The sequence below is a fragment of the Actinophytocola oryzae genome, from assembly GCF_004364325.1.
GTDB lineage: Bacteria > Actinomycetota > Actinomycetes > Mycobacteriales > Pseudonocardiaceae > Actinophytocola > Actinophytocola oryzae.
This window is the reverse complement of sequence record NZ_SOCP01000012.1, coordinates 210,073-225,293: the sequence shown is the minus strand read 5'-3', so window position 1 is coordinate 225,293 and position 15,221 is coordinate 210,073. Positions and strand designations below refer to the sequence as shown.

At 64.8% G+C, this 15,221-nt stretch carries 13 protein-coding genes; 2 read left to right on the top strand and 11 right to left on the bottom strand.

Translation table 11 applies throughout. The features are described from left to right. Nucleotides 1-385 precede the first annotated feature (385 nt). A complete protein-coding gene (locus CLV71_RS30135) occupies nucleotides 386-1,342 on the bottom strand; it encodes a quinone oxidoreductase family protein (RefSeq protein WP_133906250.1) in 957 nt (318 codons plus the stop codon). A gap of 75 nt (nucleotides 1,343-1,417) precedes the next feature. On the opposite strand from CLV71_RS30135, the gene CLV71_RS30130 reads away from it, so the two are divergent. Further along, entirely contained in the window at nucleotides 1,418-2,038 is a 621-nt protein-coding gene (locus CLV71_RS30130) for a TetR family transcriptional regulator (RefSeq protein ID WP_133906249.1), read from the top strand. Nucleotides 2,039-2,728: 690 nt separating this feature from the next. Here CLV71_RS30130 and shbA read toward each other — a convergent pair. From shbA to CLV71_RS30110, 4 genes are all read right to left on the bottom strand, one after another. Next, the gene (gene shbA, locus CLV71_RS30125; RefSeq protein WP_133906248.1) at nucleotides 2,729-3,448 is read right to left on the bottom strand and encodes an RNA polymerase sigma factor ShbA; all 720 of its coding nucleotides are present in this window, start codon (nucleotides 3,446-3,448) and stop codon (nucleotides 2,729-2,731) included. A 96-nt stretch (nucleotides 3,449-3,544) separates the two neighbouring features. Beyond that, entirely contained in the window at nucleotides 3,545-4,168 is a 624-nt protein-coding gene (locus tag CLV71_RS30120; protein ID WP_133906247.1) for a hypothetical protein, read from the bottom strand. Further along, nucleotides 4,168-4,782, bottom strand: a complete 615-nt coding sequence (locus CLV71_RS30115) for an RNA polymerase sigma factor (RefSeq protein WP_133906246.1) — start codon at nucleotides 4,780-4,782, stop codon at nucleotides 4,168-4,170. Before CLV71_RS30115 ends, CLV71_RS30120 begins: the two co-directional genes overlap by 1 nt. Continuing rightward, nucleotides 4,779-5,045: a hypothetical protein gene (locus tag CLV71_RS30110; protein ID WP_133906245.1), complete on the bottom strand. Its 267-nt coding sequence runs from the start codon at nucleotides 5,043-5,045 to the stop codon at nucleotides 4,779-4,781. The genes CLV71_RS30115 and CLV71_RS30110 overlap by 4 nt, the downstream gene beginning before the upstream one ends. A 1,709-nt stretch (nucleotides 5,046-6,754) precedes the next feature. Between CLV71_RS30110 and CLV71_RS30105 the strand changes: the two genes are divergently transcribed. Then, nucleotides 6,755-7,360, top strand: a complete 606-nt coding sequence (locus CLV71_RS30105) for a PIN domain-containing protein (RefSeq protein WP_166664311.1) — start codon at nucleotides 6,755-6,757, stop codon at nucleotides 7,358-7,360. 327 nt (nucleotides 7,361-7,687) lie between these two features. On the opposite strand, the gene CLV71_RS30100 is transcribed toward CLV71_RS30105, so the two are convergent. From CLV71_RS30100 to CLV71_RS48755, 6 genes are all read right to left on the bottom strand, one after another. Then, nucleotides 7,688-9,112 (bottom strand): tyrosine-type recombinase/integrase, encoded by a 1,425-nt coding sequence (locus CLV71_RS30100; protein ID WP_133906243.1) that lies wholly within the window; start codon nucleotides 9,110-9,112, stop codon nucleotides 7,688-7,690. Beyond that, complete coding sequence (locus tag CLV71_RS30095) at nucleotides 9,112-9,300, bottom strand: helix-turn-helix transcriptional regulator (protein ID WP_133906242.1); 189 nt, start codon at nucleotides 9,298-9,300, stop codon at nucleotides 9,112-9,114. The genes CLV71_RS30100 and CLV71_RS30095 overlap by 1 nt, the downstream gene beginning before the upstream one ends. Nucleotides 9,301-9,372: 72 nt before the next feature. Beyond that, on the bottom strand, nucleotides 9,373-10,407 hold the full coding sequence (locus tag CLV71_RS30090) for an AAA family ATPase (RefSeq protein WP_133906241.1): 1,035 nt from the start codon (nucleotides 10,405-10,407) through the stop codon (nucleotides 9,373-9,375). After that, the gene (locus tag CLV71_RS30085) at nucleotides 10,404-11,354 is read right to left on the bottom strand and encodes a bifunctional DNA primase/polymerase (RefSeq protein WP_133906240.1); all 951 of its coding nucleotides are present in this window, start codon (nucleotides 11,352-11,354) and stop codon (nucleotides 10,404-10,406) included. Before CLV71_RS30085 ends, CLV71_RS30090 begins: the two co-directional genes overlap by 4 nt. A 277-nt stretch (nucleotides 11,355-11,631) precedes the next feature. Continuing rightward, nucleotides 11,632-14,013 (bottom strand): ATP-binding protein, encoded by a 2,382-nt coding sequence (locus CLV71_RS30080; protein WP_243866807.1) that lies wholly within the window; start codon nucleotides 14,011-14,013, stop codon nucleotides 11,632-11,634. Continuing rightward, a complete protein-coding gene (locus tag CLV71_RS48755; RefSeq protein ID WP_208297813.1) occupies nucleotides 14,013-15,137 on the bottom strand; it encodes a hypothetical protein in 1,125 nt (374 codons plus the stop codon). The genes CLV71_RS30080 and CLV71_RS48755 overlap by 1 nt, the downstream gene beginning before the upstream one ends. Between the last annotated feature and the right edge of the window lie 84 nt (nucleotides 15,138-15,221).

Genomic DNA, 15,221 nt, shown 5'->3' with positions numbered 1-15,221 from the left:
ACGGTGACGAAGCCCCCCGATTGGGCTAGTCACGGTCGCGTAACTGTACCCCCTCCGTGCACAGAATCCGACTGTGCTATTCGGCGAGGATCAGGCCGCTGGACCGAGGAACCAGCTGGTCAGTCGGGTACCGCTCCGCCCGGTCGGGAAGAGCCTCCCCGACCACGGCGGCGACTCTACGCAGGTCAGCCCCTACGAGAGATAGTTCACAACGCAACCGTTCCAAGATCGTTGTGAACGCGGCCACCTCCCGCGAACGAGCCGCCGCCTTTGACCCACGTGTCCACACCGTGAGACAACCCCGGTTGCCAGATTCAACCTTCCGTGTACTTGCCACCCAAACTCACCACGCTAAGTAACTCCAACTCCTGGGGTGCGCGCGGCGTCAGCCCTTGACGATGACCAGTCGGCGACCACGCAGGTCGGTGCGGGTCCACGCCTGAGCGATGCGGCTGAGCGGCATCGTGGTGACCGGGATGGTGAGGGCGCCGCTACGTACCCATTCGACGACCTGCTGGTGGGCGGCAGGCATGGCGACGGCGTTGCGGGCGGCGCCGTAGACCTCGAGCCCGGAGGTACGCAGGGCGTCGGCGGCAAGCCGGAGATCCGGTCCGGCGGACTCACCGATCTGCACCAGCCGGGTGGACTTGGGCATGGCGAAGCTGTCCGGAACGAGGGCGCGAGTGAGCATCTCGGCAGGCCGCCCCCAGAGGTAGTCGACGACGACGTCATATCCGTCGCCGGCGTGCTCACGGAAGGCACGTACCAACCGCTCGTCGTCGACGGTGGTATCGATGACCGCGTCGGCACCGAGGGCGACGACCTCCTCGAGTGCGGCCTGGTCGCGTCCAGTGGCCACGACGCGCTTGGCACCCAACAGCCGGGCAACCTGAACAGCGAGACGGCCGGCAACACCCGTGGCGCCCTGAACCAGCACGGTCTCCCCAGCAGACAAACCACCGGCAGTCTGCATACACATGGCGCTGATGGCCGACGACAACGCCGCGGCGACCGGCGGCTCGACCCCGTCAGGGATCGGAACGGTGTGCGCCGCCGGGACGGCGACACGCTCGGCGAGCGCGCCACGAGGCGGTCGCAGCCCGCCGAAACCCACCACGGTGCCGTCGGGAAGACGACCGATGCCGTCAAAACAGGGAACCGCCGGAAGCACCTCCTGGAACCCGGCGGCGGTGTAGTGGGTGCCGGCCACGATCGCCCGGTCCACGTTCTCGACAGCGACCGCCGCTACGGTCAGCAACACCTCACCGTCATTCACCTCCGGTTCGGGGACGTCCAGGTATTCCGGAACCCCACCCCGCCGGTCGACCACAGCAGCCTTCACATCAATCTCTCTTACACCGTTAGAGAACTACCGTATGTCTAACACCGTTAGAGACACGGCGCAAGGAGTAGTCGGGTGCCGCTCAACCGCGAACAAGTCCTGCACGGGGCAATGCAACTGCTCGACGACGTCGGCCTTGAGGCACTGACCCTGCGCACCCTCGCAGCCCGCCTGGGCGTCCGAGCGCCGACGCTGTACTGGCACGTCAAGAACAAAGCCGAGCTACTGGACGCCCTGGCCGACGCGATCATGGACGAAGCGATCGCCACCACGCCCACCCCGAGCGCCGAAGAAGACAGCCGACTGTGGCTGCTGGCCGCCCTCAGCCAGTTCCGGACGGCACTGCTGCGGCACCGCGACGGCGCCCGCGTCGTCTCGGGCGCCCGCTACTCGATGCGCCGAGGCGACTTCACCGAAAGGGCCGTCGCCACCCTCGTCGACCACGACGTCGACCTGCACCAGGCGCGGCTGCTCGTCCTGGCCGGCGAGCGCTACACCGTCGGTTGGGTCCTCGAAGAGCAAGCCCCGGTGCCCGACACGCCGGAGACACCCGACATCGAGGTCGAGGCACTGAAGGCCCGCTTCCCGATGACCACCCGAGCGATCACCGAGTACTTCACCGTCGGGCGTACCGCGGACGATCTCTACGAGGACATCGCCCGCCTGGTCCTGCATCTCCCACCCAAGAACCGCTAGAGCGTCGGCGAAGTCCGACGCACCGCCGATCACGCCCGTTGCCGCAGCTGCCGACCAACAGCAACTCGTCAACCTGCTGACACGCTTCGCCGGGGACGATCGACACACCGGCCAGTCTTCGCAGGCCAATCCGCATACATCGGCGTCGGGTCGCGAGGGACAGGTCCAGCAGCCCGTCAACGGCGGAACCTATGCCGCGTATTCGCCGCGACCAGCCCAAGATTGCCCGACATACAACGGACAGAAAGCGAACGGCACGTTGACCTGTTTACCTGGTCAGCGTGCCGTGTGTGCATATGGTGGCGGGTGAAGGGTTCGAACCTTCGTAGCTTGCGCGACAGATTTACAGCGCCATCCCGGTGCGGAGATCGAAATAGGCTCTGACCTGCACTTCTGTACGTCCATTCAGGTCACCTTGGGTCACCCATGCCCCCCAGTTGCCCCCAGCGCGACAGATTTACAGCGGGCATACCAGTTCAAGATTGACATGCGCTCTGAACTGCAAGGATCTATACGGTTGTCAAGCGTTACCAGTGAGAGGCCCACGGATGGCCCACAGATCCTGATATCGCTGCCGCTGCAGCCGGCATCTCTACCTACATCGATGACCGGTACTCGTTGGCAGAATGATCGCCAACGAGTACCGGCCCCTGTGCTTGATCAAGATTGATCAGTGGTCTCGTCGAGTCATCACACCCACTCGGCCGGGGTCAGGGCGCTGCGGAGCTTTGCCAGCGCACGGTGCTGCGTCACCCGGACCGCCGTCGGTGTCAGGCCCACCGCGGTCGCCGTCTCCTGGGCGGACAAGCCCACGATCAGACGCAGCACCAGGATCTCCCGCTGCTGCGGCGCCAGCGTGCCCAGCAACTCGGTCAGACGCTCACGCAGATCCGCCGCCATCATCATCTGCTCCGGGCTGGCCCCCACGTCCACCCCGTCCGGCACGTCCGCGGCCGGGTCCGACCGGTCGCGGCCCGCCCGGCGGTAGTGGTCAGCCAACTTGTGTGCGGCGACGCCGTACACGAACGGGAGGAACGACTCCGGCTCGTCGCTGTACCGCGCCAGCGCCCCCAGTACGGCCATGCAGATCTCCTGAGCCACATCGTCCGCCGACGAGTACGCCGAGCCGCTACGGCCGATGCGTGACCGACAGTAGCGAACTATGGCCGGCCGGATCCAGGTGAACAGTGTGGAGACGGCTTCCTGATCCCCCGCCATCGACGACCTGACCAGCTCATGGAACGCGGCGCTCTTGAGACGAGCAAAGATCTCATTAGCATCTGTAGTTGAGCTAGCCGCCAATATGTAAGAAGCATTCTCCTCAGGCGAACGCGAGGTAAGTCGATACTCGACATCCGCCAAATTTAGCGGCGGGATGCCGTCGTCTTCTGGGCGATTGAGACCGGTCATCGCTGATCCTTCTAGTGATGCGCTGCGAGTTGCCGAGGAGTCTGCAGCGAGCGACCCTTACGTCGCGGCTGTCGAGTGAACCTGTTCGCATCGATGTCAGTCGAGATCGAGTAGAACGGCTTCGATCTCGCGGCGCATGTCGATCTCGTAACGTCCGTGCCTTCCGTGCAGTTTGGCGGCGCGCTGCAACACAGCAAGGGCTTGCTCTTGGCTGAGTTTACCCTTCTCCCGCCAGTAGTGAGTGAAGGTCGCTGCTGCTTCATGCATGATGTCCGTCATCAGGTTTTGATCGTCACACACGTGCGTTCGCACGTAGATCGCCAGTTCAGACCAGACAGCACGAAGTATCTCCACTCGACGAATTTCGCTGTTGTCGCCCTCTGACATGTCTACAACGTTACTGCTGTCGATCGAAGGTTCAGAACCATTGGAGAGGTCACCCGGCCCGGAAGATTCATCCGAGAGCGCATTCAGGCACAAGTTCATGAGAGAGCGCGCTTCCTCAACGCCGGTGTCGACGGCGTGCCGGAGGTGACGCAGAGCCTCGTCGTACTTTTCGCGCTCCAACTCAAAAACGCCGATCGCGAATGACCTGTACGCAAGTTCGACCTGATGGGCTCGGGTCGACCAGGAGTCTTGTTCAGTGGAAACGTGCTGCGTGGCAGCACGCAACATCCTGTCGAGCTTGATGTCTAGAATTTCGACGTCCTTGTTGTTCATCAGCGCACCTTCGGCTCATATGCGGGAGTGCGGTAGTCAGCGAGTACTGGAGACTCCGTGAGCGTTGCCTTTGCGCTCCGCAGCAGATTGTTCAGCTGGGAGGGGGTCGCTCCCAGTAGCGCCGCGACTAGTTTCTGGGGTAGCTTCCAACCGTAGGCCAACACGGCCGCCTGACGTTGCCGCAAGGGCAGCTGTTTCAGCGCTCGACGCACGTCTATTCGCAACACCAGGTCATGAGCAAACTCACGACTGTTAATGATCGTTTCTGCGGTCTGAAGCTGCGCTTCGACGTCGTCAGATAGATCCTCAGGGTGGCGACCCAGTTGGCGTTGTCGGTCGATGCACCTCAACCGAGCTATTTGGAAGAGGAGGTTCTCGGGCTCGCGGAGCTCCCCTTGCTTTTGCCAACGGGCCGCCAATTCACCCCATGCTCGCTCTGCAACCTTCACGCTGTCACAATCATCGCGCAGCAAGCGACTGACTAGCGCGTCGAGGACGACCGCGTACTCTGCCATCATCGCGCCCAGCGCCTCTCTGCTGAAGACGATCGAGCTGGCAATGATCGGCGGGTGTTCATCAGGTGTGTCAGTAGGCGGAACTAGTGGCCCGGTCACAGATGCTGCGACTTCTCGGTAGCTGACAGCGCCAGCGCGTCGGTGGAGCTGAACGCGACCGACCACTGGTCGCCCTTCTGGCGGCTGACGACCGTCCCGTTCCGCCCGGAATCACGAAGCACCTCGGCGACAGCCGCGATCGTGTGACCTCGCTCGCGGGCGATCCTCTGTGTGGTCCTGGCTCGGACGAACATCAGGACTGCACTAAGCAACGATCGCGGACGGGGAACGCGGATGAAGTCACCTTCGCTGTACTGCTCCACTTGCGCCTCCTTCGGTATTCAACGCTCTCTACTCCTTGAACCGAAGAAGGCCGGCCACTTCAGCGTCGCTCGTACAAATTCCTACGACTGGGGACTGCGGCTTCGATTGCCGCAGGCTAGTCCTGCAGAGGGGTCGCTTGAACAACGGGGTAGCAAGGACAACGAGCCAGACTACCAGTGTTACACGCATCGAGCCGCCGAGAACTATAAGTCGTTGAAGATCAGTGTGGATCTGACCCCAGTTGCCAATGGAACGTTATTCGCCGACTTCACTTAAAGATCAATATACGCTGTGACCTGCAATGATTTGATCCTCCGGTTCCCGTCAGGTGGTCACTGGCCCACAGACCGCGATAGATTCCGGATCTGTCGAGCCGGGCCAGAGACCCACCGCCAGGCGATCATCCTTCCCACGTGGCCCAGTGCAAATGCGGCTCAAGCTGCGGAATCGCCTCTGCGAGCGTGCCGCCTCGTCCCAGCGAACGGCACGATCGGACTACGTCACGTCGACAGGATGGCGGCAGCCCTTCCTCGTGACCACTTGGTCCATTCGGGGTAAGGGCGCCGAACCGTGCTGTCACCAGTTCGCTGCCGGTCAACCCCGCAGTGGCCGGCCACCACAGCATCAACACCACAACATCAACACCACAACATCAACACCACAACCGCAGTGAGGAGCACGACTCCCGTCGTGGCCACTGCCAGCGCCATTCCGGACAGCGGCTTCCGCGCAGGGCGATCAGCGCGCGACGGTAGTCGCGCCGGGGGATCTATCACGCCCGGGATCATCGCTCGTCGAGGTCACGATGTTTACCAATCCTTTAAGCCACGTGTCCTACGCAGGTTCGAATCCTGTCGTGTTCATACCTGCTCCAGGCCGTGGTCACGGCTAATCCCCTTGCTTGGATGGCGCGTTGACTAACGGGTATGTCGCCTTCAAGGCGGGCGCCTGCCAGCGCCCGCTGGCCCACGATGACACAGCCCCGTCGAACCGCGAAGGGAAACGCGCTCATCGCGCGGCAGGCCGCCGGGGTGGCCGAACCGCGGCGACGCGGCAGTTCATCGGCAACAACCTGCCGTCCCACGACCTCCGCACGGGCTACAGCCCGGGTCAAGGGACACGCCCAGCTGACACGCTGGCCATAACGAGAGAGCCCCGTCGATCCGGCAGGATCGGGCTCCCGCCACGTCGACGGGATTGCAGGAAGCCCTTCCTGAGGAAGGATCCTCAACATGACGACACCCGATGTGTATCGACTTGGTAACGCCACGGCATGTTGTGGCGTGGCGCTCCGCGCGTCCCGACTACGCTCTGCCCCGCTAGCGCGGGCCCGGAGGGTACGGCAGAGCGTAGTCGGGACCTAAGTGCATTCTATGTTTATGCAGGTCAGGGCACTATTTCAGTCGAATCGATCGACTTACACTACTCCATGTAGCCGCCGTACTGCACTGCGTGGCTAGCATGTGACGGAACCCTCCCCGGCTCTCTTGTCGAACTCAGAGTTGGTGTTTCTTCTGGGTTTGACCTGGTCTCCGAGCCGGAACCGTCTGGAGGCGCAGCCGTGCAGGACGTCCGATCGGGTGGTTGTAACACCCGGGCCGTATCGGCGATCTACCTCGTACGTTACATTGGTGTAGTTGCTCCCCGCCGTCCTCCGGGACTGGCGGGGCTTTTTTTGGGGGTAGCCGTGGAGGCTCCGCGTGTCTGCGTGGTGATCGACTATCAGAACATCCACCTGACCGCACGTGACCTGTTCGCGCCTAACGGATCGCCCCCTGAGGACTGCTTGATCGATCCTCTCAAGTTCGCCGAACAGGTGCTGCAAGTGCGAGCCAGTTGTCAGCGGGATGAGCTGCAAAAACTGGCGGAACTTGCGAGTGTTCGAGTGTTCCGAGGGCAGCCAAGCAACTCGCGCCAAGCCTTCGTGTACGGGATCTCCCAACGCCAACGATCCGAATGGACGCGCGATCGCCGGGTCGAGGTGACGTACCGGACACTCAAGTATCCGCCGTCCTGGCCGGACAAGGCCGCTCAGGAGAAGGGCATTGACGTGCTCGTCGCCCTTACCGTGGTGCGTCAGGCTTTGACCGGCGATTACGGGGTAGTGATCTTGGCATCTCACGACACCGACCTTGAGCCGGCGCTCGAGATGAGTGCCGCTGACGGCGCGAGCAAGATCGAAACGGCTGGGTGGCAAGGTGGGCGAGTCTTGCGCCTTCCCGGTGGACGTCGCCTCTGGCATACCGCCCTGTCAGGTGCCGACATGGTCCACACTCGGGATCGTCGGAACTATTTGCCCCCAGATCGTCGATAGCTAGCCCCGACGAACCCCCAGAGGGGCGACCACCGGACTACGCACATCGACGGATATAGGCCCGTCTCGCGAGTGGTCCACAGGGCCCGGACAAGATCACTTTCCACTTCTATCCCCAAAGTGAGTTGAGCTACACCTGGGTGTAGCGACAGCTCAACTCACAGCCTCTGACCAGGTGTTAATTACATCTAACTGGATTCGTCAAAGCTGCACTTGGAGTGCAAATCAACTCTAGAGGCGAGGCCAAAGGCCACTCGATTAGTTACCTAAGAGGCGCACGTGTGGTCATAGATAGATCGTTGTAAGCGCGCTGGCCTTCCGGCCTGTTCAGCTCTGGTCGGGGCCTCGTCCTAGCCAGTCTTCGACTCGTCGAAGCGCTATGGCTTGACCACCGTCGACGAATTTGGCGTACACCTTCATGAGGACAGCGACGCTGTGTCCCGCCCAGTAGGCCACTCTGGTCGGTTCGACGCCCGCAGCAAGCCAACCAGACACGCAAGCGTGTCGGAGGTCGTACGGTCGTTTACCCAGCGTGGAGGCATAGAGTTCTGCGGTGAAGGTCTCGGCGCGTGCGCTTTCCCATACCCGGCCGTACACAGAGCTGGACAGTCTCCCTCCGGACCGGACACCCCAGAACAGGTGTCCGTCAGGGGTCGTGCCGAATTGCCGCAGGTGGTCGTGAAGCAGGATGGTCAGGTCTGGCCAGCAGGGCACCGTACGTGTGTCCTTCTCCCCGCGGCCCTTGAGTGACCTCTCTTCGTGCCGTTCTCCGGAGTCTGTCCATTCCCCGCTGATCTCCGGGACGGCCCGTTCAAGCCGCAACTCCCCCCGGCCGTCGACTCCGTCCGGGAACACCCACCGCTGGTGAGTGTCGTCCCAGTTGGCAGATGGCAGTGACAGGTTCGACTTGCGGACGTTCACTGCTTCCTCTGGCCGGAGGCCGCCGAAGTACATCAGGCCGAAGAACGCGACCAGCCGCGGCGAGTTCTCGCGGACAGCGTTCAGAAGCGTTCGCGCCTGCATTGGGCTCACGACTGCGGCCGTTTCAATCTCACGAAGAGCGGTCTTGTTCTTCCGAACTCTGACCTTCCGCAGCGGGTTGAAGCTAAGCGCTTCTTTCTCGATCGCGTAGTCGATCACGCCCACCAGCGCTGTGCGACGCAGACGGATCGTGTCTGGTGCGGCCCTCGTACCATCACCCTTCTTGTCGAGTGCTGTCATCAGCCGCCGAAAGACGTCCACGTCTTCGAGTGCCCGGACTGCGCCGCCGTGTCGCTTCACCCACGTGACAGCGTCGGCGATCTCAGCGGAGGGCTCAGCATCCCTTTTCGGGTTGAACGCGATGCGAAGCGCCTTGCTGAGTACCGGACGGTCCGGCCGACTGCGGTGCGCTGGCAAGAGGGCGATGGTGACGTCGGAAAGGTCTCGGACCAGGTTGCGCCGCGAGCCGGGCGACAACTCGTCCCATCGCGCAGCACAGTGTGCGGTCACGAGGTCGAACCAGGTTGTGTCCGTCTGTTCAGGTCGGAGCATCGAGAGAGGCAGTCCGGAGCCGATGTCGAACGGTTCGCCCTTGCGGGCCGCCGTCATCAGCTCCGAGCGGAAGCTATCCGCCTGCGTCGACCGTTTGAAGCCTCGCTCACCCCTTTTCCGATCCACCGACCACCGGACGATGTACCGCGTCGGCTTCTTTGCCCCGTTGTCGTAGCGCCTGTGGATCTCGTGCACCCGCACGTCGTATGTCGTCGCCATCAGGCGGCCACCTCGCACGTGTCCCACCACGTGTCGACGTCTCGGCGATCCATGCGTAGCTTGCCGTTGGGCAGTTTGCGGTGCAGTGGCGCACGGCCCTTGGCTACCCATTCGTAGAACGTGGATCGAGAGATTCGCGCTTCTTGGCAGAAGTCGTCGACGGTCAGGAATTCGCGCTTCGGTGCCACATGTCCTCCCCTGGCTCGCGGGTGACTGGCTGACGTGGGTGTCACAGGTGGTGTCACAGCTGTTCTCCCTGGTCAGCGGGGGGTGGAGTGACTGAGTGACAGGTGTGACAGCGGTGGCGTGCCACTGGCGTTGCCGCTCGGTTCTGGCGGGTAGTACTCGCCGCTGGGGGTCTTGCGGACCTGGCCTTGGTCGGCCATGCGAGCGAGGGTCTTGCGGACCGTCGCCGGGTTGGCGTGGAGGGCTTCGGCGAGCTGGGCCGGTTTGAGGCCGGGGTGGTCGCGGATGATCCGCATGAGGTCTGCGCGGGTGTCGCGCAGCTCGTAGTCCGCAGCGGGGCCGTCGAGCTTGGTCCACGCACCGTTCTGCGGGTCGAAGCTCATCGCGTACTCAGCCTCTTCGACGTCGCGACCGGTCACGTACAGCACGCCGTCGGCGCTACCGCGAGACCGCTTCAACACGAGCGTGGCGTCTGCGGCTCCGGTCAGGCCGTTGGTGCCGGACACGAGGTCCTGCCAGTCCTCTGCGCCCTGCTTGCGGACGTGGTGAATGAGCAGGAACGGCACCCCGTAGGTGTCCGCGATGGTCTTGAACCGGGATGCTGCGGCGTAGTCGGCCGCGTAGGCCGATGCGCCGGGTAGGGTGGCGCCGCGCATTTTTTCGAAGGTGTCGATGATGACCAGTCGCGCCGCCGGGTTGTCTGCCAGCCAGTCCACGATCACGGCGTCTCCGCCGTTGGTCATGGTCGGGCAGGCGGTCTCCAGGGTGAGCAGCGGCGCGGTCCGTCCACCTCCGGCGAGCATCTGACGGCGGCGGCGCTGCAATCGGCGGCCGGTGTCCTCCAACGCGCAGTACAGCACCGGCCCGCGCTCAACCTCGATCGCGTTGAGCGCCAGATCTCCGTTCGCGATCGCCGCACCCAGTCCCAGGGAGAGCCACGACTTGCCCAGCTTGGGCGCACCGGCCAGCAGGTTCAGTCCTTCGGAGAGCAGGCCGGGCACGGCCCACCGCGGCTCCGGGAAGTGCTCCCGCATCAGCTCCGAGTCGGTCCACCGTGTACGCCGCTCCGGTCGAGTCTCGACCGCGTGCAACGGGCGTGCGGCGCTCATGCCGCCACCTGCCGGGGCCGGTTCGCGCCACGCGCGATCCCGGAGGCGATGGTGGCGCGGGCCTGCCGTTCGCTATACGCCCCGACCGCGATGTGCCGTCCGGCGGCGGTCAACAGCGTGGCTTCCACGTCGGCGGCTGCCAGCTCTCCCCCGGCGACGAGCTGTCCTAGGGCGAGCGCGGCGGCGTACAGAGTGGAGTTGCGCTCTCCTTTTCCCGCGTGAGCGACCTTCGCAGCCTCAGCTCGCACCGCGCACTGAAGGTAGCGACCACGGCGGTCACGACCCACGCTCACCGGCTGAGCAGGGGCGGCCGGGAGCGGCGCGGGTCGCAGCAGGTCACCCAGCCAGGCCGGTAGCGGAGCTGGCGGTAGATCCACAACCACCCGGTAGTCGCCGTGGCCGGCACGGGAGCCGGGCGCGACGACGTAGCCGCCATGGCCGCGCGTGTCGATCTTCCACCCGAGCTTGCCCTGCGTGTTGCGCAGTGGCTCCCCCACCTCGGGGGCGAGGAAGTACAGGTGCACACCGCTCGACGGTGTGGCGACGGTGAAGGTGTACAGCGGCACGTCTTGGCCGTGGAGGTCGGCGAGCACCGCGAGCACGTCTTGCCCGTCCCGGACACCGGGCAGGTCCCACTCCGCGGGCGGAGTGTCATCGGGCTTGGCGGTGTCGAGGTCGACCACCAGCAGCCCAGCCGGCCCGGTGGCGAGACCGATGTTGAACCGGCCTGCCGTCCAGGCGGCGCGGATGCGCTCCGGGTCGGTGGTGGCGCGCTGCTCCCACCCCAGATGACCCGTTCCGCACAAACCTGTGTGGTCGCAGTCGGTCAGGCCATGCAGCGCCGGCACCTTGGTGCCAGGCCGGAGTGGAAAGACGTGCCAGCCAAGTTGGGCAGCATCGAGCGCGGCGGTGAGCAAGTCAGCCGTGTTGTTGTCCCGAGTAGACATCGAACTACTCCCCTATTGGTCACATTGAGTGACCGTCGATGGGCATAGCTGGCCGCAGCGGGCACCGTGAGTGGCACCCGCCGGGCGGGTTAGCTGTTGGGTTAGGTCGAGAGGAACGGGTTAGGTTCCTAACTCGACTGGTTAGATCGGTGATGTTGCCGCTGGCCAGCGGATAGTTACGAGTTATGCGAGTTAGGCCAGTCGAACCAGAGCACCTGCGAGGCGGGAATGTGCGTCGTTTGTGGCGCTGTTCCGGCCTAACTCGACGGTGTTGCCGCTATCCCTGGTCGTCCAGGTCGGCAGTCGCCCGCCTGGCTAGAACATCACGTACGGTGACAGGGTCGACGGGCCAGCGGTTGCCCGTTGAGGCGACCTTGACCCCGAGGTCAGCGAGTTGCTCGCGGAGCTGCTTGCCGGTCAACCGCTGGTAGGCCGGCCACGTGGGTGCGCAGCGCTTGAGCAGAGCGGGCACGTCGGCCGCAGGCACCGGGTCGGCTCCCAACACCTCGTCCAAGTCCTCCAGGAGGTCCCGTGCTAGTTCGGTCTGCCGGACTGGCGCCGGGCCACCGGGCAGCGTCCCGCGCTCCCGCACGGCGGTCATGGCACGCTCGATGATCGGCGTGACCTGGTCGTTTTCCCTTGCTACGTCGAGGAAGTAGACCTGCACGATGTCTGATCGCTCTCCGGTGAAGCCCTTGACGACCGCAGTTCCCTTGTCAGTGCCCGGAATAAGCTCGGTAGCGCGGTGCCCAGCGGCGTACGCACCCTGCCCAAGTAGTGCGTCGTTGGCCACGTGGTCGCCCACGGCGAACGCGATGCCGTTGGAGCAGTTGCGGGTCACGTCACGGGGCATGCTGTCCTTGGTAGGGGCCTGTGTGGACACGATGAGATGGATACCGCGCTTACGTCCCAGCCGGACGATGTCGACCAGGAGCTTGGAGATCTCTTTGCCGTAGTCGGGATGCTGGATCGCTACGTGCGCCTCTTCGAGCAGGCAGAACAGTGGGTGCAGCCCGATGTCCCTGTTCGCAAGCTCGCGGGTAGCGGCCGGGGTCTCGAACTTGATCAGCAGTTCACCCCGGCCCTGCACCTCCGCGTGCAGCTCACGCAGGTGATCCAGGATTTCCGCGATCTTCTCGTCCTCCGCGCCCATGACGTAGCGGGAGCAGCGCGGCCGGAACACCTCGAAGTCAAAGTTGGCGTCGGGCACCCAAATCCGCAGCTCAGCCGTCGGGTCCAGCGCGGCACCGGCCATGATCACGCGGGCTGCGGACGACTTGCCTTGGCCGGGCATGCCACCTGTGATGGTGTTGCGCTCCATCAGTGGCGCGTTGAGCGGCACTCCGCGCAGGGTCTTGCCGAAGGGAACGCCCTTGAACACGTCCACTGCACCATCGGTGAGCAGCGGATATGCTCCCGCACCCTCCGCCAGCGCACCCTTGTCCGCCACCCACACGTCCAAGATCCCTGCTTCCGCGCCAGTAGTCGGCCACACCTCCTTGGCCAGACGGTGCAGGCCCGTGGCGAGCTGGGCGCGTTTGCGTGCGACCGTCTCCGCGGTCACCCCGGCAGGCAGACGGACGATGGCGTGCGTGCCGCGACCATCCACACGGGCCGGGGTGATGAACTGCAACGGCAGACCTTCCTTGAGATAGGCCGTGACCTGTGGGATACGCAGCGCCGCGAGCGCGCCAGTGATGGTCAGCTCGTTGATAGCAACATCCACATCGGCATCCCGCGCCGTCTGCAACCAGCCGGGCCGATGCCCGCGGCGGCGGCCTTCACGCCACGCAGCAAGCAGTACGAACAGCGGCAGGCCCATGATGAACGGCGTCCACGCGAACGCGATCGCTCCAACGATCCAGGCGACCCCGGTCATGAAGCCGCCGACTACTGACGTGAACTCCCCCGCGCCGGCCAGCTGTACGACTAGCCCGATGACTGGCACCAGTACCGCCGTGCCGAACATGAACACCAACGTGGCTAGGAAGATCTTCACGATCTGCATCGGCAGTTCACGCAGCCGCTCTGTGCGACGCTGGGCCTCGTTCTGCTTGCGCTCCAACCACTCAGCCAGCAGTTCCTGATTGCCGCTTATCTCCGCAGCCTTGATCTGACGGCGGTAGACACCCATGGTGGACGCGTCATAGGCGCGCTTGGCCCATGACTCGACTCCCTGCACCACGTCCAGTCCCGCGCGCAGCACGCCCTTACCGGCCTGCTGGGTGCGCTCAGACTCGCGCACCACTCGCACCACCTTCACCGCACGAGTAGCGGCGGTCTTCGCGGCCGGGGTGAAGCGGCCCAGCACGGCGGCACGGGGCAGCCGCCGGTCCACAGCGGAGTTCTCCTCCGGAGTCAGCAGCTCCCCGTGCGAGCGCCACTTCACGACCGTGCCCGTCGACTCCGACCCGGGGCCGTGTTCACGGTCGTCACGGCGTGGCTGCAACGGGATCACGTTGCCCACCACTCCGTCGATGTTCACGACCGTGTTCGCCGGATCGTTCACCGACCCGTTCACGGAGGTGGGCACCTCGCTGGCGTCGTGTACGTCCCTCGGAAGGCTCGCGAATACCTCCGACGTGGTGTCGTGACGAGACTCGTGAACGCCGTCATGAACGGGCTCGTGAATGCGAGCGTCGTCCTGGTTCGGGGTCATCACGCGGCCTCCCGTCCGGTGTTCACCTCGGTATGCGGGGTGAGTGCGGCCGGGTGCGCCTCGGCGACGTCGTCACGCAGCGCGGCAGCGACCTTGGACGACAACCCCGCAGAGCATCCGGTAGCGCGACGAGCCCATGCCGGGGTGATCTCGACCCCGGGCGACCACGATGCGCGGGCGTCGTTCACGTAGTCCGCGAGCATCTTCCGCGCGGGCTTGCGCTTGCTCGGCTTCGCGCGCTTCCGCGCCTGCCTGGTCGGTACCTGCTCGACAGTCCCGCCGCCGATCGCCGAGTCTGGCTCGGTGTCGGGCAGCGTGAACCCTGCCGACACGGACAACGCGGGCGGCGCTGCCGGCGTGAGGCGGCACCGACCCGTGAGCGAAGTGCGAGCAAAGGTGTACGTGCCGGGGGCGAACACCAGCCGTGCACTGCCGTCGACGTCGAGTTCGGCGATCGCAGCGCGGACTGCGGCTCGCTGCACCCTGGCGACCTTCCGTGCCACTCGCGCCGCCATCCGCACCGCGTTCCGTTCGACACGCGAACGGCGCGGAGAGGCAGTCACCAGCTGGTGCGCCACGACCCCGGCGACGCTGGCCAGGCCCATGACCGCGCCGTCGAACACGCTGCCGGTGCCCTGCCAGCCATGGCCGAAGTTCACGCCGAAACCTGCCGCAGTGAACGCCCACACCCCCACCTGCAACGCCCACACCGGACGCTCCGGATACCGGTGGCGAGCGACGTGTACCGCGATGGAGAACGCCCACATACCCAGCTCAGTGATGAAGAACAGCGCGAACCCTGTACCCGAGTGGTACAGGTCGTAGCCGTAAGCGGCCATCGCTGGCACTGCCATCAGCGCGGACACCAGCGCCAACGGATAGATCAGCAGGTCCACCACATGAAGACCCACCCAGCCACGCACTGCGGCTATCTGGGCTGCCCGGCGAGCGCGGGACTTGTCCCGGTCAGCGTTCTTCTCAGCGCGGAGCTGGCGATGCAACCGGGCGTGGTACTCGGTGTCTGCGCGCTCCCGCTCTGCCCGCGCGGCGTCCTTCGCGGTCTCGATCTCGGCGAGCACCACCGCGTTCTTACGTGCCTCCTCGGCTCGCGCGGCCTCGTCCAAGCGCCGCTGTGCGCGCCGATCGGGCACGTGGCCCGGCGCGTAGCTGGTGCCTACCATTGGGGTCTCTCCACTTCCTTGCAGGTG